At 71.9% G+C, this 26,363-nt stretch carries 21 protein-coding genes; 7 read left to right on the top strand and 14 right to left on the bottom strand.

Annotation, left to right across the window (positions count from 1 at the left end; all coding sequences use genetic code 11):
- Position 1: 1 nt before the first annotated feature.
- Genes U8525_RS15315 through U8525_RS15305 form a run of 3 tightly spaced genes read right to left on the bottom strand, consistent with a single transcriptional unit; the run spans position 2 to position 1,688 of the window.
- A complete protein-coding gene (locus U8525_RS15315) occupies positions 2 to 127 on the bottom strand; it encodes a hypothetical protein (RefSeq protein WP_374266228.1) in 126 nt (41 codons plus the stop codon).
- Between the two features lie 38 nt (positions 128 to 165).
- The gene (locus U8525_RS15310; protein ID WP_374266226.1) at positions 166 to 1,488 is read right to left on the bottom strand and encodes a hypothetical protein; all 1,323 of its coding nucleotides are present in this window, start codon (positions 1,486 to 1,488) and stop codon (positions 166 to 168) included.
- Positions 1,485 to 1,688: an ATP-grasp domain-containing protein gene (locus U8525_RS15305; protein ID WP_374266224.1), complete on the bottom strand. Its 204-nt coding sequence runs from the start codon at positions 1,686 to 1,688 to the stop codon at positions 1,485 to 1,487. Before U8525_RS15305 ends, U8525_RS15310 begins: the two co-directional genes overlap by 4 nt.
- Before the next feature lie 122 nt (positions 1,689 to 1,810).
- On the opposite strand from U8525_RS15305, the gene U8525_RS15300 reads away from it, so the two are divergent.
- Entirely contained in the window at positions 1,811 to 2,836 is a 1,026-nt protein-coding gene (locus U8525_RS15300) for a serine hydrolase domain-containing protein (protein WP_374266222.1), read from the top strand.
- A 7-nt stretch (positions 2,837 to 2,843) separates the two neighbouring features.
- Here the strand turns inward: U8525_RS15300 and U8525_RS15295 are convergent, their stop codons facing one another.
- The 3 genes from U8525_RS15295 to tal form a co-directional block, all read right to left on the bottom strand.
- Positions 2,844 to 3,641, bottom strand: a complete 798-nt coding sequence (locus tag U8525_RS15295; protein WP_374266220.1) for a hypothetical protein — start codon at positions 3,639 to 3,641, stop codon at positions 2,844 to 2,846.
- 707 nt (positions 3,642 to 4,348) lie between these two features.
- Entirely contained in the window at positions 4,349 to 5,278 is a 930-nt protein-coding gene (locus tag U8525_RS15290) for a HEAT repeat domain-containing protein (protein ID WP_374266218.1), read from the bottom strand.
- A gap of 275 nt (positions 5,279 to 5,553) precedes the next feature.
- Complete coding sequence (gene tal, locus U8525_RS15285) at positions 5,554 to 6,675, bottom strand: transaldolase (RefSeq protein WP_374266216.1); 1,122 nt, start codon at positions 6,673 to 6,675, stop codon at positions 5,554 to 5,556.
- Between the two features lie 208 nt (positions 6,676 to 6,883).
- Between tal and U8525_RS15280 the strand changes: the two genes are divergently transcribed.
- Positions 6,884 to 8,791 (top strand): transketolase, encoded by a 1,908-nt coding sequence (locus U8525_RS15280; RefSeq protein WP_374266214.1) that lies wholly within the window; start codon positions 6,884 to 6,886, stop codon positions 8,789 to 8,791.
- 15 nt (positions 8,792 to 8,806) lie between these two features.
- Here U8525_RS15280 and U8525_RS15275 read toward each other — a convergent pair whose 3' ends face one another.
- Both U8525_RS15275 and U8525_RS15270 read right to left on the bottom strand, forming a co-directional pair.
- Positions 8,807 to 9,346 carry an ankyrin repeat domain-containing protein gene (locus U8525_RS15275; RefSeq protein ID WP_374266212.1) on the bottom strand — a complete coding sequence of 180 codons (540 nt, stop codon included), beginning with the start codon at positions 9,344 to 9,346 and terminating at the stop codon, positions 8,807 to 8,809.
- Between the two features lie 15 nt (positions 9,347 to 9,361).
- Positions 9,362 to 10,831 (bottom strand): catalase, encoded by a 1,470-nt coding sequence (locus tag U8525_RS15270; RefSeq protein ID WP_374266210.1) that lies wholly within the window; start codon positions 10,829 to 10,831, stop codon positions 9,362 to 9,364.
- A gap of 130 nt (positions 10,832 to 10,961) precedes the next feature.
- On the opposite strand from U8525_RS15270, the gene U8525_RS15265 reads away from it, so the two are divergent.
- A complete protein-coding gene (locus U8525_RS15265; RefSeq protein ID WP_374266208.1) occupies positions 10,962 to 11,903 on the top strand; it encodes a LysR substrate-binding domain-containing protein in 942 nt (313 codons plus the stop codon).
- Here the strand turns inward: U8525_RS15265 and rraA are convergent.
- Entirely contained in the window at positions 11,878 to 12,375 is a 498-nt protein-coding gene (gene rraA, locus U8525_RS15260) for a ribonuclease E activity regulator RraA (RefSeq protein WP_374266206.1), read from the bottom strand. The two genes, U8525_RS15265 and rraA, sit on opposite strands and share 26 nt — an antisense overlap.
- Positions 12,376 to 12,492: 117 nt before the next feature.
- On the opposite strand from rraA, the gene U8525_RS15255 reads away from it, so the two are divergent.
- Positions 12,493 to 13,434: a hypothetical protein gene (locus U8525_RS15255; RefSeq protein ID WP_374266204.1), complete on the top strand. Its 942-nt coding sequence runs from the start codon at positions 12,493 to 12,495 to the stop codon at positions 13,432 to 13,434.
- Between the two features lie 225 nt (positions 13,435 to 13,659).
- On the opposite strand, the gene U8525_RS15250 is transcribed toward U8525_RS15255, so the two are convergent.
- The 4 genes from U8525_RS15250 to U8525_RS15235 all read right to left on the bottom strand — a co-directional run bounded on the left by U8525_RS15250 (position 13,660) and on the right by U8525_RS15235 (position 17,723).
- On the bottom strand, positions 13,660 to 14,415 hold the full coding sequence (locus U8525_RS15250) for a DUF5953 family protein (RefSeq protein WP_374266506.1): 756 nt from the start codon (positions 14,413 to 14,415) through the stop codon (positions 13,660 to 13,662).
- Positions 14,412 to 15,149, bottom strand: a complete 738-nt coding sequence (locus tag U8525_RS15245; RefSeq protein WP_374266202.1) for a DUF6310 domain-containing protein — start codon at positions 15,147 to 15,149, stop codon at positions 14,412 to 14,414. The genes U8525_RS15250 and U8525_RS15245 overlap by 4 nt, the downstream gene beginning before the upstream one ends.
- 204 nt (positions 15,150 to 15,353) lie before the next feature.
- Positions 15,354 to 16,409: a zinc-binding dehydrogenase gene (locus tag U8525_RS15240; RefSeq protein ID WP_374266200.1), complete on the bottom strand. Its 1,056-nt coding sequence runs from the start codon at positions 16,407 to 16,409 to the stop codon at positions 15,354 to 15,356.
- Positions 16,410 to 16,427: 18 nt separating this feature from the next.
- On the bottom strand, positions 16,428 to 17,723 hold the full coding sequence (locus U8525_RS15235; RefSeq protein WP_374266198.1) for a universal stress protein: 1,296 nt from the start codon (positions 17,721 to 17,723) through the stop codon (positions 16,428 to 16,430).
- A 336-nt stretch (positions 17,724 to 18,059) separates the two neighbouring features.
- Here U8525_RS15235 and U8525_RS15230 point away from each other — a divergent pair, with 336 nt between their 5' ends.
- The gene (locus U8525_RS15230) at positions 18,060 to 20,897 is read left to right on the top strand and encodes a PAS domain S-box protein (RefSeq protein WP_374266196.1); all 2,838 of its coding nucleotides are present in this window, start codon (positions 18,060 to 18,062) and stop codon (positions 20,895 to 20,897) included.
- Positions 20,898 to 20,904: 7 nt separating this feature from the next.
- On the opposite strand, the gene ppsA is transcribed toward U8525_RS15230, so the two are convergent.
- On the bottom strand, positions 20,905 to 23,253 hold the full coding sequence (gene ppsA / locus U8525_RS15225; RefSeq protein WP_374266194.1) for a phosphoenolpyruvate synthase: 2,349 nt from the start codon (positions 23,251 to 23,253) through the stop codon (positions 20,905 to 20,907).
- Positions 23,254 to 23,533: 280 nt separating this feature from the next.
- Between ppsA and U8525_RS15220 the strand changes: the two genes are divergently transcribed.
- Positions 23,534 to 24,892, top strand: coding sequence for a universal stress protein (locus tag U8525_RS15220; protein ID WP_374266192.1), 1,359 nt, complete (start codon positions 23,534 to 23,536; stop codon positions 24,890 to 24,892).
- 10 nt (positions 24,893 to 24,902) lie between these two features.
- Positions 24,903 to 26,351, top strand: a complete 1,449-nt coding sequence (locus U8525_RS15215) for a glycosyltransferase (protein ID WP_374266190.1) — start codon at positions 24,903 to 24,905, stop codon at positions 26,349 to 26,351.
- Positions 26,352 to 26,363: the final 12 nt, after the last annotated feature.

Raw genomic sequence — 26,363 nt, 5'->3', positions numbered from 1 at the left:
CTCAGAAGCACTCGCGCGCGTCGGTGAAGGCCGGGCAGTGCGTGTCCTGACCGTTGCACGACACGCCGCCACACCCCTTGGAGCCCAGCGGCTGGAGCGTGTTGTTCGCCTCGCAGTAGAAGGTCACGCCGGAAGGGTCGTCGAGGCAGGCATGGCCCGTTGGAGTCAGGGCGGGCTGTCCTGGGCGGCGCCCTTGTTCAGCTGTTCCTGGAGCGCCTTCCAGCCGCGAGCGCCTGCTTCACGGGCGAGGTCGAGCTTCTTGCCCGCGCCGTGGGCCATCTGCGCCGGGGAGAGCTGCGTCGTGCGCTGGCGCACCCGGTCCATCCAGACGAGCGGGACGTAGAGCTGCCTGGCCCGCGCCGGGCCCAGCAGCACGGTGAGCACGTGCTCCAGGCCTCCGGCTCGCGCCAGCAGCGTCCGGCCCAGGAGCAGCGTCGCGCGGGTCTGCTGGAACAGCGGCAGGCTGTCGCCGTGCTTGCGCAGGGCCTCCGCGCTGTCGTGCACCTCGCGCCGCTCGGCCTCCTCCAGGTAGGGGCTGGCCGCGAGCTTGTCGAGCGACGCGGCGGCCTCTTCGTAGTGCCCGCGGCGGGTGTGGATGAAGGCCCAGCCCCACCACGTCAGCTCGTTCTCCACGCCCAGCGCCTGGAGGGAGCGCAGCCCCTGCTCGATGTCGTCCTCCGCGGCGCGCTCGCGCTTCAGGCCCATGCGGTTCCACGCGCGCAGGAAGTGCCCGGTCGCGAGCATCGCCTCCCGCGACTGCGCGGGCGTGCCCTCCTGGAGGGGGGGGAAGGCCTCTGGCGGCAGGTGCTCCGTCTCGGTGATGAAGCCGGTCAGCTCCTCCTCGGCGGCGTAGTGGTAGCCCTCCTGGCAGAAGGCGACGCCCCGGCTCGCCTGGACCGCGGCGCGCAGGGGCGCGGGCCAGGTGGAGGAGGGCGTCGCGCGCGACAGTTCATAGAAGACGAGCTCCGTTGCGGGGACGCGGCCCGACTTCTCCGCGATGTCCAGCGCCAGCAGGACGGCGGCGAGGAAGGCGTGCTCCTGGCCCGCGTCATAGCCGGACAGCGGCAGCGACGCGCCGGGGGCCCACCGGGTCCAGAGCAGGGGGAAGTCGTCCTCGTCGCGCGTCTGGAGCGTCTTGCGTGTCTTGTAGAGGGCGATGCCCAGGTCCAGGTACGTGCGGGCCATCGTGCGCGCCACCTCGTCGTTGGTCGGCTCGTCCGGCCACCCGCGCGTTTCGGCCAGGGCCTTCCAGAGGAGGGCGACCTCCGCCGGGGCCATGGGGTCATCGCCCGCGCGCACGGTGAGCTTGAGGGCGCGGTAGGGCACGAGCGCGATGGAGTCGCGGAGGCGCTGGTCGATCTCCGCGCGCTCCTTCGCGGCGCGCTCGGCGTCCGTCTTCTGGCAGCCGCCGCACGCGGTGAGCCCGACGAGGAGCACGGCGGCGATGCGGCGGAGCAGCCCGCCGCGTGTGGGAACGGAGTCCTTCATGACCACGCACGGTAGCATTCGAGCAGCGCGGCGAAGAGGCCTCGCGGGTCCAGCCCGGGCGGCAGGCCGGAGACTCCGCCGTCATTCACCTCCACCACCGCCCAGCCGCCGTCCTCCAGCATCGCCACGTCCAGCGTGAGGAACGGGGAGGGGACGCGGCGGCCCAGCGGCTCGAAGGCGGAGAAGTCGGGCACCTCCACGTCGGACTCTTGGTACGGCTCCGCGGCGAGCAACCGGCCTCCGCCGACGCACGGTGGGGCCTGACAGGACCGCTTCGGGAAGGCTTGCTTCAGCGGGTGGCGGGCCCATAAAGCGCCACTCCATGTCGAGCCCTTCCGACCTCCTCCGCGCAGAGCTGCGGCCCTACCTGCGCGGCTACCCGACGGCCTCCGTGTGCGCGGCGATGACGTGGCGGGGCGCGCTGCACGTCGAGGGCCTCCGAGGCAAGGGGACGCCTCCGGCCACGGATGCCCTCTTCTCCCTGGGCTCCCTCACGGAGGTCTTCACGGCGGCGCTGCTGTCGGTGATGGCGGAGCGGGGCGACGTGCGGCTCGACGAGCCGCTCGGGAACCTGATCCCCGTGTCGCTGCTGAACGACAAGGTCGCGCAGGCCATCACGCTGGAGCAGCTGGCGACGCACACCTCCGGGCTGCCGCACCTGCCGCCCAACCTGGACGCGGCGCCCCGGAACCCCGACGACCCGTTCGGCCAGTACTCCGCGAGCCTCTTCGGCGAGTTCCTCCGCGACTACCACCCCCGGCAGCCGCCGCCGCACCCGTCGTCCGAGTCCTTCCTGGGCATGGGCGTGCTGGGCCACGCGCTCTCCCGGCGCATGGCGCTGAACTACGGGCACCTGATGCGGGACGTGCTGTGCAAGCCCATGGGGCTCGTGGACACCTCGGTGCGCGTCACGGAGGAGCTGGCCCCGCGCCTGTTGCAGGGACACACCGCGCGAGGCAAGCCCGTGCCGCCCTGGACCTTCCCGGCGCTCCCGGGCGGTGGCGGCCTGCACTCCACGGTGGGGGACGTGATGCGCTTCCTGGAGACGAGCCTGGGGCGGGGTGAGACGTCCTTCACGAAGGCCCTGTACCGGATGCAGGCGCCTCGGGTGAAGGCCGGCGCCTTCCAGCGGGGCCTGGGCTGGAACGTGTCCCAGGTGCGCGGGAAGGACGTGGTGTGGCGCTCGTCGGTGATGGGGGGCTACGTGGGCTTCATGGGGCTCAGCGTCGCGGCGGACGCGGCCGTGGTCCTGCTCTCGGACCACGGCTGGTCGCTGTTCAGCGCGCTGCGTGGCCGCGTGCCCCTGGAGGCGCCGGGGCTCACGCTGCTGTCGCGCTTCCTGCCTTGAGCGAGGCTCAGGAGATGGTGAAGCGGTAGAGCTGGAAGCCGCCCGAGGAGGCCATCTCGAAGTCGCGCACGTTGCGTGGAGCGCCGGTCTCGCCGCGCTGCGCGAGCTTGAAGTCACCGGTGCCGTTGCTGGCCTGGAAGCGGAACTCGTAGGAGCCCGGTTCGGTGGGCAGCGGGAGCGCGGACATCTTGGTCACGGCCAGGTTGACGAAGCCCGGCAGGGTCTCACCGTCCGGGCGGCGCACGGAGCCGATGGCGCGCAGGAAGGGCGAGCCGCCGGTCAGGATGAGGTACTGCGGGTCGGCGGTGCGCGCGGGCTTCGCGCGTGCGGAGGGAGCGGGGACGGGCGCCTCCGTGGTGTCGGCTGTGCCCTGGACGCCACGCTTCGACTTCGAGGGCTCCCCGCTGGGGGGAGGGGCGGAAGCCTCGGTGGGCGCGGCTTCGGGGGCCTTCTTCCTGGCACGGCCTGCTGTCTTGTGCGGCGGCGCTTCGGCGGGAGCCGCTTCCGTGGCGGGAGGTGCTCCTTCCATGGTGCTCGCGGGAACGGAGTCGGTGGTCCCCGTCTCCGCCTTGGGGGCCGGCGTGGAGGATTCCGTGGTGCCCTCCGAAGGAGAAGGTGTGTTGGCGGCCTTCTTCGCGGATGAACCCTTGGGCGCCTTCGCCGCGCGCTTTGAGGTGCTGGCGTCGGTCGTCAGCTCCGAGGCCTTCGCGCTCGCGTCGGTCGGCTCCGGGACGTGAGGCGGCTGTTCGGCGGGTGTCTGCGCGGGAGCCTTCGGACTCTCCTCGGCCAGCGTGGGTTTCACCATGGGAGCCCGGGGGCTCTTCTCGGACGACGCAGGTTCCGCTGCGGGAGGCTTGGAGGTCTTCGATGCGGAAGCCTTCGGTGCCTTCTTGGCCGATGCAGGCTTCGCCGCGGGCGTCTTCGGTGCTTCCGTGACAGGAGGCTTCGCTGCCTGAGCCGCGGTCTTCGTGACAGAGGTCTTCAGTGGCGGCTTCGCGGAGGTCTTCGGCGTCTTTACCGCGGAAGCCTTCGGAGCCTTGGCCGTGGATGCCTTTGCTGGGGCCTTCGTGACACGCTTTGCCTTGGTGGCTGGAGCCTTCGTCGCCGCGCGCTTCACGGCCTTCGCGGTCTGCTTCAGCTTCGAGGCCGCGGCCTTCAGGGCCTGGGCCACCGGCTTCGCGACCGCGGCCTTCTTCGCCGGGGCAGGGGTCTTGCCCCCGACGGGACGGCCCCCGGGCTTCGTGGCGGCCTTGCCGTCGGCACTGCGGGACTTGGACGTATCGGAGGAGGCGGAAGGTCGGGTCGGGCGGCGCTGGGCCATAAAGTCATCCTCGGAGGACCCGAGCGGTCGGCGCCGTCGGCCCTCGTCCCCGATGGCTAGTGCACCCATCGTCGCGCTGCAAGGCAGACGTGCGGCGCGCGCACGCTTCCTGTCGCCCGGCGGCCGCTGGAGCGCACGGCCCACGGGCGACCGCGAGACATCCACTCCTGCTCACGACCCATGACAGGGCCTCAGCGCGCCAGCCCTTCCAGGTGGGCGATGGCCTCGGTGAGGACGCTGAGGAAGTGGCCGGTGTCTTGACTGGTTGGGGCCTGGAGGTGACGCAGCAGCGGCAGGAGCGAGACGTCCTCCAGCGCCTGTGTTGCCTCGACAGCGAGGACGATGACCGTGTCTCCCTCCAACTCGCGACGCAGCGGCTCCAGGACGCGCGGGTCCTTGCGCATCGCCAGCCCGACCAGTGCCTCGCCGCGCAGCTCCGCGTTGGAATCCGTGAGCCGGTCGAACAACGCGTCCCGAAGCTCGGGCGTGTCCACGTCCTCCGCCTGGGTGCCTAGACTGAAGGTCGCCCAGTTCCGGACGTCCTCGTCAACGTCGCGGGAGAGCTCAATCAAGGTCTGGATGGCGACCGGATCCCGGTGGGGCATCATGCCCATGACCACGCCCATCCGGACGTCCGCATCCGGGTGGTTCTTCAGGGGCTGGAGGGCGGGAACGGCCCGATCGTCCCGAAGGTGTCCCAGGGCAGCGCCCATCGCATCCAGCACGGCGGCATCCTGCTCCGTGGCCAGCGCGGACAGGACTTCATCCGCGCACTTCGTGATGAGTTCGTCACTTCGTCTCCGGCCACCCAGTTGAGCCAGGATGTCCGCGCCGCGTCCTCGCTCGCGTGCGGAAGCCGAATGCAGCAGCTTCACGGCGGCTTCGAATACCTCGTCACTGCCGCGCTCCCGCAGCTCGCGGACGGCCTCCCAGGCCGCGTCATCCTCCTTGTCGCCCTGGAGAGAGAGGGCAATCAACTCCGGGACGGAATGGCCATTCATGATCAGCGCGCTCCCAGGCAGTGGGCGGCGAAGTGCGAGGAGCCGTGGCGGGAGTGAAGCGTCCTCCAGGTTCCTCGCGGCTTCAAGGGTGGCTTTCTCGATGCGATGGTCGATGGTCACCAGCTCCAGGACCGAGTGGGAGGCACCCCTCAGGTGAGGTCCTGCGGCCAGGCGCTGGTGTCGCCATCCGAGTACACGGGGGCCACCTTCTGCGTTTCGCCCTCCCAGTAGAAACGGAACTTCGACCAGGGAGCCTTGTGGGTGGTGGCGTCGAACAGGTTGAAGGCCGGATCGAAACGCGTCCCCTTGCTCAGGGTCCGGGAGTCGGTGTTTGCGTTCTGGAAGGAAGGGGTCGACCCGAATGGCCCGGTCCCGCGTCTCCAACAGCCACCGCGCTACGTCTTCTTCAGCTTGTCGCCCACCGCGGAGAGGAGCTGATCGAAGGACCCGGTGAACAGGCGGATGCCGTCGGTGGACAGCTCGTCGGTGACCGTCTTCATGGAGATGCCAGCCGCCTCCAGTTGACGCATCGTCGCCTCCGCCGCGGGCAGGTCCTCCTCCAGGCTGGGGCGCACCTTGCCGTGGTCACGGAACGCGTCGATGGTGGCGGGCGGCATGGTGTTGATCGTGTCGCGGCCGATGAGCTCCTCCACGTAGAGCACGTCGCGCAGCTTCGGGCTCTTGGTGCTGGTGCTCGCCCAGAGCACGCGCTGCACCTTCGCGCCCTTCGCCGCGAGCGCCTTCCAGCGCGCGCTCCCGAAGAGCTCCTTGTAGATGCGGTAGGCGAGCTTCGCGTTGGCGATGGCCACCTTGCCGCTCAGCCCCTCCAGCGCCTTCTGCTGCTCCGGCGTGGCGCCCGCCTTCAGCTTCTTCTCGATCTCCTTGTCCACGATGGAGTCGATGCGGCTGACGAAGAACGAGGCCACGCTCGACACGTGGCTCACGTCCCCGCCGGACGCTGCGCGCTTCTCCAGGCCGGAGAGGTAGGCCTCGGCGACCTGCCGGTAGCGCTCCTGGCTGAAGAGGAGCGTCACGTTGATGTTGAGGCCCTCGGCGGTGAGCTGCTCGATGGCGGGGACGCCCGCCTCCGTGCCCGGGACCTTGACCATCACGTTGGGCCGCGCCAGCGTCTTCCACAGCCGCCGTGCCTCCTCCAGGGTGCCCTGCGTGTCCAGCGCCAGCTTGGGTGACACCTCCAGCGACGCGAAGCCGTCCTGCCCCTTCGTCGCGTCGTAGACCGGCTTGAGGATGTCCGCGGCGCCCTGCACGTCGCGCACGGCCAACTGCTCGTAGAGGTCGTTGCCGGAGAGGCCCTTGCCCTTCGCCGCGTCGAAGAGGTCCTGGTAGTCGTCGCTGCCCGACACGGCCTTCTGGAAGATGGTCGGGTTGGAGGTGAGCCCCTTGAGGCCGTCCTCGTCGATGTACTTCTTCAGCGTGCCCTTCGTGATGTAGCTGCGCTGGAGGTTGTCCACCCAGACGGATTGGCCGAACTCGGCGAGCTGTCGCAGCGGATTCATGGATTCTCCCGGCGGGGGCGCGAGGCTCCCGGATGACGTTTCCCAAACATGTGCATGGCCCGCCCCGCGCGGCCGGCCGGGCGGGCAGGCACTCGCGGATTCTGCCTGCGAACAGGGCCGGCGGGGGGCAGCGCTTCTCGGAGGCCGGGGCAGTCAACACAGTACCCGCAGGGCAACCCCGTCCCACCGCAACCCCGGGAGCGAAACGATGGCGGACACCTTGGCGGACCTCGCGGCGCAGCTGCGCATCGACAGCATCCGCTGCACCACGGCGGCGGGCTCGGGCCACCCCAGCTCGTCCATGTCCGCGGCGGACATCATGGCCGTGCTGTTCCAGAAGTACCTGCGCTTCGACTTCCAGCAGCCGAAGGCCCCCAACAACGACCGCTTCGTGCTCTCCAAGGGCCACGCCTGCCCGGTCCTCTACTCGGCCTTCAAGGCAGTGGGCGCCATCGACGACCGGGAATTGCTGTCGCTGCGCAAGTTCGGCAGCCGGCTGGAGGGCCACCCGAACCCGCACGTGCTGCCGCTCGTGGACGTGGCCACCGGCTCGCTCGGGCAGGGGCTGGCCATTGGCGTGGGCATGGCGCTGAGCGCGCGGATGGATGGGCTGCCCTTCCGCACCTACGTGCTCATGGGCGACAGCGAGACGGCGGAGGGCTCCGTGTGGGAGGCGTTCGACAAGGCCGGCCACTACCAGCTCGACAACCTGTGCGCCATCATCGACGTGAACCGCCTGGGGCAGAGCCGCGAGACGGAGCTGGGCTGGAACCTGGAGGCCTACGCGGCCCGCGTCCGCGCCTTCGGGTGGAACGCCGTCACGCTGGATGGGCATGACCTGGACGCCATCGACCGCGCCTTCGCGGAGGCCCAGGCGAAGAAGGGGCAGCCCACCTGCCTCATCTGCAAGACAGAGAAGGGGCACGGCTCCTCGCTGATCGCGAACGAGGATGGCTGGCACGGCAAGCCGCTGCCGGAGGACAAGGCGAAGGACGCCATCCGCGAGCTGGGCGGAGCGCGCGACGTCCGCATCCAGGTGAAGAAGCCGGAGGCGGTGAAGGCCACCGTGCACGGCAAGCCGTCGCCGCTGCGGCTGCCCACCTACGAGGTCGGCCAGAAGGAGGCCACGCGCAAGGCGTATGGTGACGCGCTGGTGGCGCTGGGCAACGCCCGGCCGGACGTGGTGGCGCTGGACGCGGAGGTGTCCAACTCCACGTACGCGAACGAGTTCCAGAAGGCGCATCCGGAGCGCTACTTCGAGATGTTCATCGCGGAGCAGAACATGGTGTCCAGCGCGGTGGGCATGGCGGTGCTGGGCAAGAAGGCCTTCGCCAGCACCTTCGCGGCCTTCCTGTCGCGCGCGTATGACCAGGTGCGCATGGCGGCCATCTCCAACGCCACGGTGCACCTGTGCGGCAGCCACGCGGGCGTGTCCATTGGAGAGGACGGCCCGTCGCAGATGGCGCTGGAGGACCTGGCGATGATGCGCGCGGTGGGCGGCAGCACGGTGCTCTACCCGAGCGACGCCAACCAGACCGCGAAGCTGCTGGCGCAGGTGCTGGACCGCCAGGGCATCACCTACCTGCGCAGCACGCGTGAGAAGACGCCGGTGCTCTACCCCGCGACGGAGGAGTTCCCCATCGGGGGCAGCAAGGTGCTGCGCCAGTCCGGCCAGGACGTGGCGACGGTGGTGGCCGCCGGCATCACGCTGCACGAGGCGCTCAAGGCCTACGAATCACTGAAGCAGGACGGCATCGCGGTGCGCGTCATCGACCTGTACTCGGTGAAGCCGGTGGACGCGAAGACGCTGCGCCAGGCCGCGCGCGAGGCGCAGGGCCGGCTCATCGTGGTGGAGGACCACTGGGCGGAAGGGGGCCTGGCGGACGCGGTGCTGGAGGCCTTCACCGGCGAGCGCGAGCAGCTGCCCACGGTGGTGCGGCTCGCGGTGACGAAGATGCCCGGCTCCGGCAAGCCCGCGGAGCTGCTGGACGCCGCCGGCATCGACGCCGGGCACATCGTGGAGGCCGTCACCTCGCTGGTGGAGGAGGCGCCGGCCCGGGGCGGAGACGGCCGGGGCCAGCCGTCCGAGAACGCCTGGGGCCACACGAACGCCTGAGCCCCGGGGAGCGTCTCAGGGTTGCGGAGCCAGCCGGGCGGCCGCGCGCGCCGCGCCCATGGACCGCGCGTAGTCCAGCGCGGTGCGCCTGTCCGCGTCCCGGGCCTTGTGGTTCGCGCCGCGCTGGATGAGCAGCTCCATCAGCTCCAGCTTGTCGAACATGGCCGCGAACATCAGCGGCGTGCGGCCGTCCGGCCCCGCGCCGTCCACGTCCGCGCCCGCGTCCAGGAGCACCGTGGCGATGGCCTCGTTGCCCTTGAAGGCCGCGCCGGCCAGGGGCGTCTGGCCGGCGTCGTTGGGCTGCTCCGGATCCGCCCCGCGCTCCAGCAGCAGGCGCGTCGCCTCCACGTGGCCGTGGTAGCTGGCCAGCATCAGGAGGGAGTCGCCCCGCTCGTTGCGAATCCCCACGGGGAGCCCGGCGTCGAGCAGCTCGCGCAGCTTGCCGGCGTCCCCCGAGCGGACCCGCGCGAAGGCGCTCCGCACGAGGTCCAGCAGGGCGGCGTCCTCGGTGGACGGGGAGGCGGCGGCGTTCTTCGGGTCATCCGGGGGGCTCATGGTCGGGGTTCCTTCCTAGCGAGCGTGGCGCTTCTGCTGGACGGCGACGGCGAGACGCGAACCATACTCCTCATCCGCCGCGCGGAAGTGGGCGATGGCCCGGGTGATGATGTCCTCACGGCTCACCTGCGCCAGGCTGCCGGCGATGTTCTCCACCAGACGCGCCTTCGCCGCCTCGTCCATCAGCCGGTAGAGGGCGCCGGCCTGGACGGCGTCGTTGTCCTCGGCGTGCTTGCCGTGGACGAAGGTGCCCGTCATGCCGCTCACCGCGTAGCCCGTGCCCGGGGCCTCGTCCGTCTGCGCGGGGCCGTTGAAGCTGTTGGGCTCGTAGTTGGGGCCGCGCCCGCCGTTGCCGTCGAAGCGCATGGCGCCGTCCCGGCCGTAGTTGCGCGCGCCGCCCTTCACGCCCCTGGGGGCGTTCACCGGCAGCTGCGTGCTGTTGATGCCCAGCCGGTAGCGGTGCGCGTCGCCGTAGGCGAACAGGCGCGCCTGGAGCATGCGGTCCGGGGAGGGGCCGATGCCGGGCACGAAGTGCGACGGGTCGAGGGCCGCCTGCTCCACCTCCGCGAAGAAGTTCTCCGGGTTGCGGTGGAGCGTGAGCTTGCCCACCTCCATCAGCGGGTAGTCCTTGTGTGGCCACACCTTGGTGAGGTCGAACGGGTTGAAGCGGTAGCTCGCGGCGTCCGCCTCCGGCATCACCTGCACCTTGAGCGTCCACGAGGGGAACTCGCCCCTGTCGATGGCCTGGTACAGGTCCCGCTGGTGGTGCTGCGGGTCCCTGCCGCCAAGGGCCTCCGCCTCCTGGGTGGTGAGGGTGCGGATGCCCTGGTCCGTCTTGAAGTGGAACTTCACCCAGAAGCGCTCGCCCTTCGCGTTCACCCACTGGAAGGTGTGCGAGCCAAAGCCATCCATGTGGCGCAGCGTCGCGGGGATGCCGCGGTCGCCGAAGAGCCAGGTGAACTGGTGCGTGGCCTCCGGTGAGGAGGAGAAGAAATCCCAGACGTTGTCCGGCTCCTGGCAGTTCGTGTACGGGTCGTACTTCTGCGAGTGGATGAAGTCCGGGAACTTGATGCCGTCGCGCAGGAAGAACACCGGCGTGTTGTTGCCCACGAGGTCCCAGTTGCCGTCCTCCGTGTAGAAGCGCACCGCGAAGCCGCGCGGGTCCCGGGCGGTGTCTGGCGCGCCCTTGGAGCCCGCCACGGTGGAGAAGCGCACGAAGGTCTCCGTCTCCTTGCCCACCGCGCTGAAGACCTTCATCCGGGTGAAGCGGGTGAGGTCCTGCGTCACCTCGAAGGTGCCGTAGGCGCCGGAGCCCACCGCGTGCACCACGCGCTCCGGGATGCGCTCGCGGTTGAAGCGGGCCAGCTTCTCCAGCAGGTGGTGGTCCTGCAACAGCACCGGACCGTTGGGGCCGGCCGTCTGCGAGTGCTGGTTGTCGGAGACCGGGGCGCCGGCCTCCGTGGTCAGGGTGGGACGCTGGGACATGGACGCTTTCCTTGGTGTGAGGCCTTCAGGGCGCTTCGACGGTGGGAAAGGTAGAGAGGCCCCGCTGATTGGGCCAAGACATCGTTTGGATGGGAGTGATAGGGAGAGGCTATCGGTTCCAGGGAGGACCATGGCCTCGCTCAATGACCTCACCCTGCGGCAACTGGAGTACCTGGTGGCGGTGGCGGACACGCTGGGGTTCCGGCGGGCGGCCGAGCGGTGCCACGTCTCCCAGCCGGCCCTGAGCGCGCAGGTGCAGCAGCTGGAGTCGGTGCTCGGCGTGAAGGTGTTCGAGCGGGACGCGCGCCGGGTGCTACTCACGCCCGATGGCGGGGAGCTGGTGGCGCGGGCGCGGCGGGTGCTCACGGAGGCGGAGGACCTGCTCACGGCGGCGGCGCGGATGGGGGACCCGTTCGCGGGGCCGCTGCACCTGGGGGCCATCCCCACGGTGGCGCCGTATGTGTTGCCGGAGGTGGTGCCCGCGCTGGTGAAGCGCTACCCGAAGCTCCAGCTCCGGCTGCGCGAGGAGAAGACGGCGGCGCTGGTGCGTGACATGGAGGAGGGCCGGCTGGACGCGGCGCTCCTGGCCTTGGACGCGGAGCTGGGGCGCAAGGTGGAGCATGTCATCATCGCGGAGGACCCCTTCGTCGTCGCGGCGCCGCCAGGGCATCCGTTGGGGAAGAAGAAGCAGGTGCACCTGCGCGACCTGGACGCGGAGGACGTGCTGCTGCTGGAGGACGGGCACTGCTTCCGCAGCCAGGCGCTGGCCCTGTGCACGCGCGTGGGCGCGCGCGAGGTGGACTTCCGCGCCACCAGCCTGACGACGCTCGCGCAGATGGTGATGGCGGTGGGGAGCGTCACGTTGCTGCCCCAACTGGCGGTGTCCATGGAGAACCGGCAGGGGCAGTTGGTGGTGCGGCCCTTCGCGCCGCCGGGGCCGGGTCGGACGCTCGTGCTGGCGTGGCGCCCGGGTCACCCCCGGGCGGAGGCGCTGCGGGCCATCTCCGGGACGCTGCGCTCCGTGTGGCCACGGGGGAAGGCGAAGGTCAGCGCAGCGGCTTCTCCGAAGTGACGAGGCCGTCCGCGTCCGCGTAGAGGTGGTGGCCGGGGACGAAGGTGACACCGGCGAAGCGCACCTCCACGTCGCGCTGGCCCTCGTTGCGCTTGCCGCTCTTGAGCGGGTGGGTGCCCAGCGCCTTCACGCCGATGGCGGTGCGGCCCACCTCCTCCGCGTCGCGGATGCAGCCATTGACGACCACGCCGGCCCAGCCGTTCTTCTGGCCCAGGGCCGCGAGCACGTCTCCCACCAGCGCGCAGCGGCGGCTGCCTCCGCCGTCCACCACCAGCACGCGCCCCTGGCCGGGCTCCTCCAATGCCTTGCGCACCAGGGAGTTGTCCTCCGGCGCGCGCACGGTGCTGATGGGTCCGGAAAAACTCCGCCGCCCGCCGTAGTCCAGGAGCCCCGGCTCCGCGACCTGGAAGTGCGGGGTCCCCGCGTGGGCGTCACAGAGGTCGGCGGTCTTGATGTCAGAGGTGTCGCTCATGAACCGTAGGATGCACGCGCCGATCGGGTGTGGCTGTGATTGCGAGTGCGGGTCCGCTTGCCTTGACCGCGCATTGTTCAAAACCCTATCGTCGGCGTCTTCTTGAGGGGGAGTCCCATGCAGAGGCTGAAGTGGTTCGTGGGCGCGATCGCGCTGTTGGCGCTCGCGTGTGGTGAGGTGTCTGAGTCGTCCACGCTGGTGGTGCGCGACGGAGAGGGAGTGCTGGAGCTGCCGCTGGTGTCGACGTCGGCGGGGCGCAGCTACAAGCTGGTGGGGGCGACGTTCGCCATCACGGGGCCGCAGAGCGCGACCATCACGGAGACGTCCGAGGACTCCGTGAGCCTGGCGCTCATCGCTGGGACGTACTCCATCCAGATGAACGGCGAGTGGCACGTGGAGCGCACGGACGCGCCGGGCGTCGTGGTGCCCGTCACGCTGGTGTCGCCGAATCCGCTGACGTTCACGCTGGGGGAGGGGGAGACGCAGCCGGTGCGGTTCCTGTTCAAGGTGCCGGGGGATGCCACCGCGGACGTGGGCATTGGCGTGGACTCGGGCGGCTGGATCTCCGGCACCCTTGACTTCGGTCCTCTCTACCAGCCCCTTCCCGGTGAGCCTCCGGACATCTTCTCCGAGCTGAGTGAGAAGAGCATTCCCTTCGTCATCAGCTTCGAGTCCACGACGATCACGAGGTCGGTCGAGTTCGGCACTAAGCAGATCCAGGTCCAGACCTCGCCCGTGACCTTCCAACTGGGCGGTTCGGTCCCGGGGGCGGTGATGCAGCGGTTCGTCGCCATGCTCCAGGGCCATTCGATGAACCTCTTCATGGGGGCGTACTCTTCGGGTGGTCCGTTCGCCTCCTTCATGGGGCCGATCTTCCTGGAGAACATGGAACGGAACGTCCGGTTCGAGCTGGATCCTATCGGTCTGGTCCCCATGGGGGTGGACCCAGAAGGCTATCCGCTGTTGCAGACCGTTCCGTTCAGCGCGAACGCGAGCCTCTCGGACGGCTCGACAAGCATCTTCGGCTTTGTCAGCAACGGCACGTTCTCGCCGCAGTAACCTTCACCGTCGCGCGCCGTTCTCTCTCAGGGGAGAACCGGCAGGGGCAGTTGGTGGTGCGGCCCTTCGCGCCACCGGGTTTCCGCCAGAGTCGCTTCTGGTGGATGACCGGCGAGAGGCTGGCGACCGGATGCTGGACGTGCTGTTCCAGACACCGCAACATCGCCAATGTCGTCGTGTACACCGAGCTCAACGCGCTGTCGGTGCTGCGGGACCGGGTGCTGCTCAAGGCGCTGCACGTCCGCCGATCTCGGGGAAGCGCTCATAGGCCCATCGGAGCATGTCCAGGTGGGCGGGGTTGTCCAGGTCGAGCGGTGCGTCCGTGAGTCGCACGACCCACCCGCCCGTCGACGTGCGCCGTGCACGTGAGAGCAGTTCAGCATCCCGGGTCGGGTCCGGGAACCCGATGGCCTTCGCGGCAGCGGCCGACCAGTAGTTCAGCCATCCGAGGCGGTGCGGGAGCTCAGGCGCACGGAGCTGCTCAGGCAGCTTGAGGGCTGGCAGCCCCCGGGGCGGAATCCCTGGCTTGTGGCTCGGATCGCGTGTTTGCCGTGCGATCTCGACACCCGCGCCAGACGGCGTCGCATGGCCCCAAAAAGCGTGGGCCCCCTCGGCTACCCCTCCAAGCACATCCGTTGCCGCCGCGACGACGACCTCGTTCAGTGGCAGCTCTGCATGGACATCAAGCAACGGCTGCCCGCCCGGCGCCTGGCGTGCCGGGGTTTGCAACCCATAAATCATCGCAGGGAAGCTCTCGTCGCCGTTGCACACGAGAGGGAAGCCTCCGTCCCTGGCCTCTTCGGAGAGCCATGTGTCTCGCTGCGGTAAGGCAATGGGGCGCCCCTCTTCGGAAACCTTCCACTCGAGGCGCAAGCCGGGGAAGGCCCGCTCCATCCCGTGGACGACAGCGAGCGCGCGACCATCCCGAGCAAGCAGCGCCGGCGCGCAGACAATGATGCCAAGGGTGCTTTGCGTGGTCATCGCCTGCACCCCGTGACGACGATCTCCAGCTCAGGCATCTCACGCTCCAGTGCCTCTCTGTGCGCCTCGGTGCTCACCCCAACGACGAAGCGATATCCACATGACAGCGCGATGTTCCGCTCCTCCCGGAGCTTGGCCACCTGCCCCTTGACGACCTGTCCTCGGAGAAAGGCATTGTACGTGTCAAACTGGTCGGTCTTGATCTCCCACAGCACGCGCATGCCGACTTGCAGCGCATCGAAGCGCATGCCGCCAACGAGCACGTCTTTACCGGGGTATCGGTTCGGCGGAAACCTGTCGGCGCACTCATTGTGCGGATCATCCCCGCCTGCGTGAGGCACTGGAACAGGCTTGCAACTGGCGCGACCCGCCCGGTCTACAGGCACAGGAGGCACTGGGGGCTGCCAGTCTTGCCCCGCTGGCTCGGGCTTGAGCTTGGGCTTGCGTTGGGCTTCAGCGTCCCGAGACGCCACCTTCGTTCCTCGTGAGGTCCCTGCTTCCTCGGGGTAGGCGTGGCGGAGTTCATAGGCATCCAGCGCTTCTTTGATGGCGACACCGACCACCACCACGCCGAGCACGATCACGGCTCCCACGGCGATCTCAGGAGCTGCCAGCACGCAGACCCCGAGTCCCACGGCTGCGGCATCTGCTGAAGCGATCGAGCATCTTCCTGCGGTGTCGTAGAACTCGATTCGATCATGGTCGAGGGTCCGATAGCACTTTTCGACCAGCACGGGCCAGGGATGGGAAGCCTCACGGACGACGCACTGCCCTTCGTCAGTCCACGGCAGCTTTGCTGCTCGCTGGAGGTCGTCGCGCTGGTCGTTGCCACTTGCCCTGGCCGAGCCGTGCGTCGCGATGAACCCGCGCTCTCCCAGGACCCCACAGCGCGGGGCCGAGGTGTCGTCGTGGGGGAGTGCTCGACCCCACCCGCGTGCTCAAGGCCGGATGGCGACCTTGAGCACACCGTCCTTGCGCTGGCTGAACAGCTCGTAAGCCTCGCGGATGTCCTTGAGCTGGAAGCGGTGCGTGAACATGGGCGTGAGGTCCACGCGCTTCGCGCGCACCACCTCCATCAGGCGCCGCATGCGCTCCTTGCCGCCCGGGCAGAGCGTGGTGACGATGCGGTGATCCCCCAGCCCCGCCGCGAACGCGTCGTAGGGCAGTTGCAGCTTCCCGGAGTACACGCCCAGGCTGGACAGCGTGCCGCCCGGGTTCAGCGTGCGCAGCGCGCTCTCGAAGGTCTGCTGCGTGCCCAGCGCCTCGATGGCCACGTCCACGCCGCCGCCGGTGAGCCTCTTCACCTCCGCCACCACGTCCTGGTTCCGGAAGTCGAGCACCACGTCCGCGCCCAGCTTGCGCGCCATGGCCAGGCGCGTCTCGTCCCCGTCCACGCCGATGACGAGCGACGCGCCCATGAGCCGCGCCCCCACGGTGGCGCACAGGCCAATGGGCCCCTGCGCGAACACCACCACCGCGTCTCCAATCTTCACGCCGCCGGCCTCCGCGCCGCTGAAGCCCGTGGACGCGATGTCCGCCAGCAGCAGCACCTGCTCGTCCTTCAGCTCGTCCGGGATGGGCGCCAGGTTCGCCTGCGCGAACGGCACGCGCACGTACTCCGCCTGCACGCCCTCCATCGTGTTGCCCAGGCGCCAGCCTCCCGCCGCCTGGATGCCCTCGCCGTGGCCGCACTGCGCCGCGTGACCGGAGAGGCAGCCCCGGCACTGACCACACGGCGTGATGGCGCCCACCAGCACGCGCTGCCCCACCTGGTAGCCCGTCACGCCCGGCCCCAGCTCGTCGATGACGCCCACCATCTCGTGGCCCACGGTGAGGCCCGGCTTCACCGGGTACTCGCCGCGCAGGATGTGCACGTCGGTGCCGCAGATGGTGGTGAGCGTCACCCGGATGATGGCCTCGCCCACGCCCGCCTTGGGCCGCTCCACGTCCTCCACCCCCAGCTTCCCGGTGCCTCGGAACACGGTCGCCTTCATGGCTTGTCTCCTCTGTCTTCAGGCGCGCGGCATGCGCACCGTCACCGCGGGCCGGTCACTGCGGGCCATCACCTGCTGCGCCACCGAACCCAACACCATCCGGCTCACCCCCGTGCGGCCGTGGGTGCCCAGGCAGACCAGGTCCGCGCAATGGCGCTCGGCCGCCTGGGTGATGACCGCCGCCACGTCGTCGCCCTTCAGCACCGACAGCTCCACCTTGTGGGCGCCGTCGCGCTCGGGGGCCGGCACGCGCAGCTCCAACTGCTGCCTCGCCGCCTCGACCGCCTCCGGGGGCGCCGTCGCCGGCTCCACATGCAGCAGGTGCACCGTGCCGCCCGGCGGGGTGATGGCGAAGGCGTAGGCGATGGCCCGGTCGCCGGCCTCGCCGAAGTCCGTGGTCGCGAGCACCGTGCGCACCCGCGGAGGCTCCTGCTCCAGCCCCTGCTCCGTCGCGCGCACGGGCACGCTCACCACCGACATGGGGGCCAGGCGCCGGGCGGACTGGGACACGCTCCACAGCTTCGCGAGCGCCCGGCGCTGGTGCGTGCCCACCACCAGCAGGTCCACCTGCTCGTCCGTGGCCAGGGCGATGAGGTGGTCCGCGATGCGCCCCAGCCCCGGCTCCAGCCGCGACCGCACCGGCAGCCCCGCGGCGCGCAGGGGCTCCAGCAGCGCGTCGGACTCGCGCTCCAGCGCCTCGCGCAGCTCCGGGGACATGTCCTTGTAGCTGTGCGGATGCGCCAACCCCAGCCGCTCCGCCTCGCTGCCCACCCAGACGACGCGGCCGCCCACGACCTCCAGGGGGCCGACCTTCGCGAGCGACCTCACCCACTCCCGGGCGACCTCGAAGGGCCTGGAGCGGTCCACGCCCAGCATGAGCCGCAGGGGGCGCTCGCCGCGCGCCCAGGCCTCCAGGCCCGAGCCCTCGCGGACCACCAGGAAGGGGACCTCCAGCAGCTGCGCCATCCGGTCCACCGTGCCCCCCAGTCCCCGGAAGGGCGTGTCCTCGCGCGGCGCGCCGGCCACCACCCACTGGAAGCCCCGCTTCGCCACCAGCTTCCGAAGCTCCTCTTCGGGCTCGCCGGTGAGGAGCACGGCGTCGACCTGGAGGCCGGTGGCCCGCAGCCGGTCGCATTCGTCGCGCAGCGTGGACTGGGCCGTCTCGCAGATGGCGTCGCCGAAGGTCCGGACCAGGTTCCCGGTCAGGACGTTCACCAGGCACAGCGGGACGTTCATCCGCCGCGCGAGCAGCGCCGCCGTGTCACAGGCGCGCCGGGCGCCCTCCGAGAAGTTGGTTGCGCAGGCGATGGTCATGGCCGCTCCTTGCAGTCACCTCTCCAAGCTAGTCACCGCGCAAGCGAGGCAGGTCCCTTCCGGCGCGGCGTGCGCCGCGACGCCCGTGCCCTGGCGGCCTCGCGACGGCAGGGCGCATTGCCGTCGGCCATGCAGGACCCCAGCTTCTTCCGGGGGCGTCATGCGAGTCCTGGTTCCGGTCCATCGCCTGCCTCATGACTGGGAAGACGCGCGCGGTCTGGAGCTGGCGGCCTTCCCTCAACCCGGGACCCAGGCCTCCGCCGAGGGCCCGCGCGGACGCCTGGCCCGGGACCACCGGTGGCGAGCCGGCCGGCTCACGCCACCGCCGGGGGCTTCATGACGAACCCGCCTCCCGTCACCCCGCCCGCGCGGCCCTGGTTCGCCAGGCGGCTCGCGGGGCTCGTCGTCGTGGCGGGCGCGTGCGCGGTCCTGGTGGGCGCGGTCCTGGTCGGCGGCTGGGCCCTGGCGCCCTCCTCGGCCCCGGGTCGTCCGTTCCCCTGGGACGGAGGAGGCCTGGCCTTCGCGGGAGGCGCGCTCTGGCTGCTCCACCCCCGAGAGGCGCGCGGCGCGCGGCGCGCGGTGGGGCGGGGGCTCGCGACCGGGGTCGTGGTCATGGGCGTCGGGGAGCTCATCCGGGGCACTCCCGGCGGAGGGCTGGGCCTGCTGTTCATGGGCCTGTCGCTCTGGGCGCTGCACACGCGCACGCGTCGGGGCGGCCATCCCGCGCGCTGGCTGGCCGCCTGCGCCGCGCTGCTCGCCGTGTGGGGCCTCATCGGGGGGCTGTACCAGCGGCACTGGTTCGGGCTGGCCCCCCTGAACACCGTGACGGGAGCCTCCAGGGCGCCGGGCCTCCCCCTGTCCCTGTCCCTGCTGCTGCTTTCGGGGGGACTGCTCGCGCTCCATCCCGAGCAGGGGCTGATGGGCGCGCTGCTGCGGGAGGACCTCGGGGGGCACTCGGCGCGGCGGCTGCTGCTCGCGGTCCTGCTGCTCGTGCCCACGGTGGGCGCCGTCCGGCTCCTGGGCGAGCGGCTGGGCCTCTACGGCACCACCGAGGGCATCACCCTCTTCGTGCTCCTGACGATGGCGGCCTTCCTGGCGGTGGTGCTCTGGAACGCGAACGCCCTCTCCCGGCTGGACGCGAGCCGGCGGCAGGCGGAGCGGTCGCTGCGGCTGTCGGAGGCGCGCTTCGGGGGCATCGTCACCCACGCGGCGGACGCAATCATCTCCGTCGACGCGGCCCAGCGCATCATCCTGTTCAACGCGAGCGCCGAGCGCATCTTCGGCTACTCCGCGCGGGAGGCCCTGGGCCAGCCGCTGGACATCCTCCTCCCCGAGAACCTCCGGGCCGTCCACGCGGCGCACGTGCGGCGCTTCGCGCGAGGCGCGGTGACGTCCCGGCACATGGGCGAGCGGCTGCCCATCCTCGGGCGGCGCCAGGGCGGAGAGACGTTCCCGGCGGAGGCCAGCATCATGAAGCTGGAGGTGGAGGGCACGCTGCTGCTCACCGTCATCCTCCGGGACATCAGCGAGCGACGGAAGGCGGAGGACCTGCTGCGCCTGAGCGAGGAGCGCTTCCGCACCTCGTTCGAGGGCGCGCCCGTCGGCATGGCGCTGGTGGGGCTGGATGGCCGCTTCCTCCACGTGAACGCGGCGCTCGCCGACCTGGTGGGCTACTCGCGGGAGGAGCTGCTCCGCCGCTCGTTCCAGGACCTCACACCGCCGGAGGACCTGGCGCTGGACCAGCAGAACGCCGACCGGATGCGCCAGGGGGAGCTGGCCTCCTTCCAGCGCGAGAAGCACTACGTCCGCAAGGACGGCCGGCGCATCGCCCTGCTCGTGTGGGGCGCGGTGGTGCGCGACTCGCAGGGAAGGCCGCTGCACTTCATCTCGCAGATGCAGGACATCACGGAGCGCCAGGCGCTGGAGCGGGCCTGGCGCTTCCTGGCGGACGTGGGGCCGCGGCTCGCGGCGTCGCTGTCGTCGCGGACGACGCTGGCCACGGTGGCGGCGCTCGCCGTGCCGGCGCTGGCGGACGTGTGCGTGGCGGCCTGCCTGGACAGGCGCGGGCGCATCCGGCGGGTGGAGCACGCCGCCGCGGACCCGCGCATGGCGGAGCGGCTGCGGGCGCTGGGCGCGGCGTACGGCCCGGGGTCCCTCCTGCCGGCCTCCCTCCTCGCCACCGTGCAGCGCACGGGGCGGCCGGTGCTGCTGCCAGAGGCGCCCCCGGGGATGCTCGACGTGGCCGCCGTGGATGCGGGGCGCCGGGAGCCGCTGCCTCCGCTGGCGCTTCGCTCGGCCCTCATCGTGCCGCTGCGCAGCCGGGAGCGGAACCTGGGCGTCATCCTCCTCGCGACGTCCGGGGCCGGGCGCCGCTATGGCGCCCGGGAGCTGGCCCAGGCCGAGGAGCTGGCCCGCCGCGCCGCGCTCGCCATCGACAACGCCCGCCTGTACGAGCGGGCCGAGCAGGCCATCCGCCTGCGCGAGGAGGTGCTCCGCGTCGTGGCGCACGACCTGCGCGCCCCGCTCAACGTCATCCAGCTCAGCGCGAAGATGATGGAGAAGCACCTGCCCCCGGACGACGGCGCCCGGCGGCGCCTGGCGACGCTCCAGAAGTCGGTCCAGCGGGCGAACCGGCTCATCCAGGACCTGCTGGACGTGGCCCGGATGGAGGGCGGAGGCCTGGCGGTGGAGAAGAAGCCGCTGGAGGTGGCGCCGCTGGTCCAGGAGGCCCTGGAGCAGCACCGGGGGCTCGCGGAGGCGAGGTGCCTCCTGCTCCAGGCCCACGTGCCGGAGGGCCTGCCCCGCGTGCTGGCGGATCCGGAGCGGCTGGCGCAGATCCTCTCCAACCTGCTGGGCAACGCGCTCAAGTTCACCCCCGAGGGCGGCCGCGTCCTCCTGCGCGTCCAGCCGGAGGCGGGGCAGGTCTGCTTCCGCGTGAGCGACACGGGCCCCGGCATCGCGGCGGAGGACCGGCAGAGCATCTTCGAGCGCTTCTGGCAGTCCGGCCCGAAGCGCAAGGAGGGCGCGGGGCTGGGGCTCGCCATCGTGAAGGGGCTGGTGGAGGCCCATGGCGGCCGCGTCGGCGTGGACAGCACGCCCGGCGTGGGCAGCACGTTCTTCTTCACGCTGCCCGCGGCGGAGGGCGCGGAGGCGGACGCCGGGCTGTACGGGTGAGCGCGGCCTAGCGGCGCAGGGCGGCCTCCAGCAACAGCCGCCGCTCCGCCGCCGCCACCACCGCCCGGGTCGCGCCGACGGCCGCCGGATCCACGGAGACGGAGGTGATGCCCGCGCGGACCAGGTGCTCCGCGAAGGCGGGCCGGTTCGACGGAGCCTGGCCGCAGAGGGACGACGTGATGCCCGCCTCGCGGCTGGCCCGGATGATGCGGACGATGGCGTCCAGCACCGCCGCGTCCTCCTCGTCGAACAGCTCCGCGCACGACTCCGAGTCCCGGTCCACGCCCAGCATGAGCTGCGTGAGGTCATTGGAGCCGATGGACACACCGGTGATGCCCAGCCGCGCGTACTCCGGGATGCGGTAGACGACGGAGGGCACCTCCGCCATCACCCAGCGCTCCAGCCCGCGGTGGCGGCCCAGCGGGCTCTTCTCCACGGCCTCCAGGCACGCCTCCAGCTCCCACCGCGTCCTCACGAAGGGAATCATCAGGTGCAGGTTGGGCGTCTCGTCCCGCACGCGGGCGAGCACCTCCAGCTCCAGCCGGAACACCTCGGGCTCGCGCAGGTAGCGGTAGCAGCCCCGGAAGCCAATCATCGGGTTGGCCTCGACGGTCTCGAACGCGTCGCCGCCCTCCAGGCCCCGGAACTCGTTCGTGCGGAAGTCCGTGGCGCGGTACACCACCGGGCGCCCCCGGAAGGCGCGGGTGATGGCCAGGAGCGCCTGGGACATCCGCTCGGCGAACTCGCGGCTCCGCCCCTCGGCGAGGAGCTTGCGCGGGTGCACGCCGCCCAGGGCCTCGGTGAGCATGAACTCCGCCCGCAGCAGGCCCACGCCGTCCACCGGGAGCGCCGCCGCCTCTCGCGCCTGTCCCGGCAGGGCCAGGTTCACGTAGAGCCGCGTGCCCAGCGCCTCCGGCCCGGTGGCCTCCCGGGGCTGGGGCGCCGCCTCGGCGGAGGGCGGCCCCGCCACCGCCGTGGAGGGTGGCTCCGCGGCGCGGCCCTCGCGCACGGTGCCGGCGGCGCCATCCACGGTGACCTCCTCCCCGTCGCGCAGGACCTTCGTCGCGATGCGCGTGCCCACCACGCAGGGCTTGCGCAGCTCGCGGCTGACGATGGCCGCGTGGCACGTCATGCCGCCGCTGTCGGTGATGACCGCCGCCGCGCGCCGCAGCGTGGGCACCCAGTCCGGAGAGGTCATGGGCGCCACGAGGACTTCACCGGCCTCCAGCCTCGCGCCCTCCCGCGCATCGCGCAGCACCCGCACGCGGCCGGAGGCCACGCCGGGGGAGGCGCCCAGGCCGCTCACCCGCGCCCGCTCGGAGGAGGGCGCGGGAGCCTGCGCCGGGGCCTGGGCGGCGGCCCCCGTCGTCACCGGCCGCGCCTGGACCAGGTAGAACCGGCCGTCGTGCTCCGCCCACTCGATGTCCTGGGGCGCGCCGTAGTGCCGCTCCACGCGCAGCCCCAGCCGCGTGAGCTCCAGCACCTCCACGTCCGTGAGCACCCGCGCGCGGGCCCGCTCCGGCGCGAGGTCCTCGCGCTTCTCATGGCCCACGCCGTCGCGCACCAGCTGGAAGGCCTTCAGGCCCACGCGCGCCTCCAGGAGGCGCGGCCCCTCGCGGTCCACGACGTAGGTGTCGGGCTCCACCTGTCCGCCCACGACGACCTCCCCCAGCCCGAAGGCCGCCTCGATGATGAGGTGCCAGCGGTTCCCGGTGGCGGGGTCCACGGTGAACATGACGCCCGAGCGCGTCGAGTCCACCATGGCCTGCACCACCACGGCGATCTCCGGCACCTCCGTGAGCCCCTGGGCCTTGCGGTAGGCCACCACGCGCGGGCTGAAGGCCGAGGCCCAGCACGCGCGCACGCGGTCGATGAGCGCGTCGTCGCCCACCACGTTGGTGAACGACTCGTGCATGCCCGCGAAGGACGTGGTGGCCGTGTCCTCCGCGGTGGCGGACGAGCGCACCGCCACCGCGGTGCACTCCCACAGCCGGTGGTACGCGGCGATGATGGAGGTGTGCAGCCAGTCGGGCAGGGGCACGTGGAGCACCAGGTCGTGCAGGGCCTCCGTGAGCCCGGCGAGCGACCGTGGCTCATCCGGGTCCACGCGCTCCCACAGCTCGTGCAGCCGGGCGCGCACGGGCTTCATCGCCTGATGGAAGGCGACGGCGCTGATGACGAACCCCGGCGGCACCGGCAGCCCGGCGCGGGTCAGCTCGCCCAGGTTGGCGCCCTTGCCTCCGGCCTGCGCCACGTCCTCCCGGGACAGGGCGTCGAACCAGAGGATGGTCGGAGGAGGGGCCGGTGGGGTCTCCAGCTCCTGGGGAGAAGGCTCGGGGGGAAGGGACGGGTCCATGGTCGGGGGCTCCTCGCGCTCCCTCCAAGCTGGGGCCGGCGCCTTCCGGACGTGCACCGTCAGGGGGACAGGCACCCCGCGAGCCGGTCCGTCGCGGCGCGCTCGGCGCCCGTCCGGACGGGCCTGGAGGATGGGCTCCAACGCCGCGCGGACCGGGTGAGGGGGCGCGCGGCGCCTGCTCCCGCCCGGGGCCCTTGCGTCCACCACCGCCGGCCCCAACGTTCCACGCAGGGGCGCGCCCTCGCGGCAGCGGGGCATGCCAGGGCCCCTGGGGGACGTCATGGCCATCATCGTCGGCACGGATTTCTCCGACCACTCCCGGGAGGCCGTCCGCGCCGCGGCCGCCATCGCGGAGCGGACGCGCACGCCGCTGCTGCTCGTGCACGCCGCGGAGCCCGGCATGCTCCGGCGGGACTGGCCGGCCGACCGCGGCGGCGCCATCACCGAGCTCGAGCAGCGGCTCGCCGCCGAGGCCGATGGGCTGCGCCACGAGGGGCTGACCGTGGAGTCCCGGGTGCTCCTGGGCGTGCCGGACGAGGCGCTCGTCGAGCACGCCGCGAAGACCCAGGCGCGGATGATCATCACGGCGGCCCTGGGCTGGCGCTCGGAGACGCGCTGGCGGCTGGGCGGTGTCCCGGCGCGCGTCGCGCAGCTGTCGCGCTGCCCCTTCCTGATGGTCCGCCTGGCCGAGCCGCTCCTGGAGTGGTGCCAGGGCCGGCGCCCGCTGCGGGTCGCCGTGGGGGACGACTTCTCCCACAGCGCGGAGGTCGCGCTGCGCTGGCTTCCGGAGCTGCGGAAGGTGGGGCCGGTGGAGCTGACGGTCGCCCACGTCTACAACCCGGCCACGGAGTACGGACGGCTCGGGCTGTACCGCGCGAACCCGGGGCCCGAGGGCCTGGAGGTCATCCTCGAGCGGGAGCTGCGCGAGCGCCTGTCCCGCATCGGCGAGCCGCGCGCGGCGCTCCGGATGGCGGAGTCCTACGGGAGCGTGGTGGAGCCGCTCGCCACGCTCGCGGAGGCGGCGCGGGCGGACCTCCTCCTCCTGGGCAGCCACCAGCGCCGGGGGATGCGCCGCGTGCGGCACGGCTCGGTGTCGCTCTCCGCCCTCCAGCTCGCGCCGGTGGCGGCGGTCGCCTGCGTCCCGGTCTCCGCGACCCAGGAGGCCGAAGCGCCGGTGAGCATCCCGTCCATCCGGCGCGTCCTCGTCTCGACGGACTTCTCTCGGCTGGCGAACCTGGCCATCCCCCACGCGCTGTCGCTGCTGCCTCGGGGCGGGGAGCTCATCCTGGCGCACGTCATCGAGTCGCCCATCCCCATCGTCTACGCGGACTTCTGGCCCGCGGTGGCCCTCGGCGGGGACGACGACGCGACCGAGGCCGAGCTGCGGCGCCAGTTGGAGGCGCTGGTCCCCAGCGACGTGGCCGGCCGGGGCATCACCGTCCGGATGGAGCTGCTGACCGGGGTCCAGGCCGCGCAGGCGCTCTGCCAGGCGGCGGAGCGGCACGGGGTGGACATCTTCTGCGTGAGCTCGCATGGGCGGACGGGCGTGCGCCGCGCGGTGCTCGGCTCCGTGGCCCAGGAGGTGGTGGCCCGCAGCCGCCGGCCCGTGCTGGTGGTCAAGCACCCCACGCTGCCGTGACGGTGTCCCCATGCTGAAGCCCTTCGAGGTCCATGTGTCGGCCAGCGCGCTGGCCTCCTTCCAGCCGCAGCTCACGGAGGCGGAGTGGGAGGGGCTCCTGGCGAACGCGGAGCAGGCCCGGGACCGGATGGCGGGCCGCACCTTCTGGAACGTGAACTCCACGGCCCGGGGGGGCGGCGTGGCGGAGCTCCTGCCCCGGATGCTCGCCTACGCGCGCGGGGCGGGCGTGGACACGCGCTGGATGGTGGTGCAGGGCACGCCCGCCTTCTTCCACGTCACCAAGCGGCTGCACCACGCGCTGCATGGCTCGCGGGGCGACGGCTCCCCCCTGGGGGCCGCCGAGCGCGCCTGCTACGAGGAGGTGCTGCGCGACAACGCGGAGGAGCTGCTGGTCCTGGTGCGGCCGGGGGACGTGGTGCTGCTGCACGACCCGCAGACCGCGGGGCTGGCCCCGACGCTCGCCGCGGCGGGCGCGCGCGTGGTCTGGCGCTGCCACATCGGCAGCGACACGCCCGACGCGGAGGCGGCGCGGGCGTGGGCGTTCCTCGCGCCGGACCTGGCCGCCGCGCGGCTCGCGGTCTTCTCCCGGGCCGCCTACGTGCCGCCCCTGCTCGCGGACCGGTCCGTCGTCATCGCGCCCTCCATCGACATCTTCGCGGTGAAGAACCAGCCCATGGCGCCGGAGGTCGCGCGCGCCATCCTGGGCCACACCGGGCTCGTGGGGCTCTCGCCGGACGCGCCCGAGCCCGTCTTCACCCGGGCGGACGGGGTCCCGGCCCGCGTGTCGCGCGGGGCGGACATCGTGCGGCTGGGCTCGGCGCCCGCCCCCGACGCGCCGCTCGTGGTGCAGGTCTCCCGCTGGGACCCCTTGAAGGACCCGGTGGGGGTGCTGCGGGGCTTCGCGCTGCTCCTGCGGGAGTGCCCTGGCCTGCGCGCGGAGCTGGTCCTGGCGGGGCCCTCGGTGACGTCCGTGGCGGATGACCCGGAGGCGGCGGACACCCTCGAGGCCGTCATCGCCGCCTGGCGCGAGCAGCCGCGCTTCCTGCGCCAGCGGGTCCACCTGGCCTGCCTGCCCATGGGGGACCCGGAGGAGAACGCCGCCATCGTCAACGCGCTCCAGCGCCACGCGGCGGTGGTGGTGCAGAAGAGCCTGCGGGAGGGCTTCGGGCTCACCATCACGGAGGCCATGTGGAAGGCGCGGCCCGTGGTGGCGAGCGCGGTGGGCGGCCTCCAGGACCAGGTGCGCCACGAGGTGGATGGCCTGCTCGTGCGCGACCCCGGGGACCTGCCGGCGTTCGCCGCCGCGGTGCACAGGCTCCTGGAGGATCCCGTCCTCGCGGCCCGCCTGGGGACCCAGGCGCACGAGCACGTGCGCACCCGCTTCACCGCCGCCCGCCACCTCACCGACTTCGTGGCCCTGCTGGTGGAGCTGGACGCGCGCGCGGCGCGGGGCGCCTGAGGCCTGGACCCC

It is taken from the genome of Corallococcus sp. RDP092CA (assembly GCF_041903675.1).
Lineage (GTDB): Bacteria > Myxococcota > Myxococcia > Myxococcales > Myxococcaceae > Corallococcus.
The sequence above is the reverse complement of the archived record's forward strand: the minus strand, read 5'-3'. Positions and strand labels throughout refer to the sequence as shown.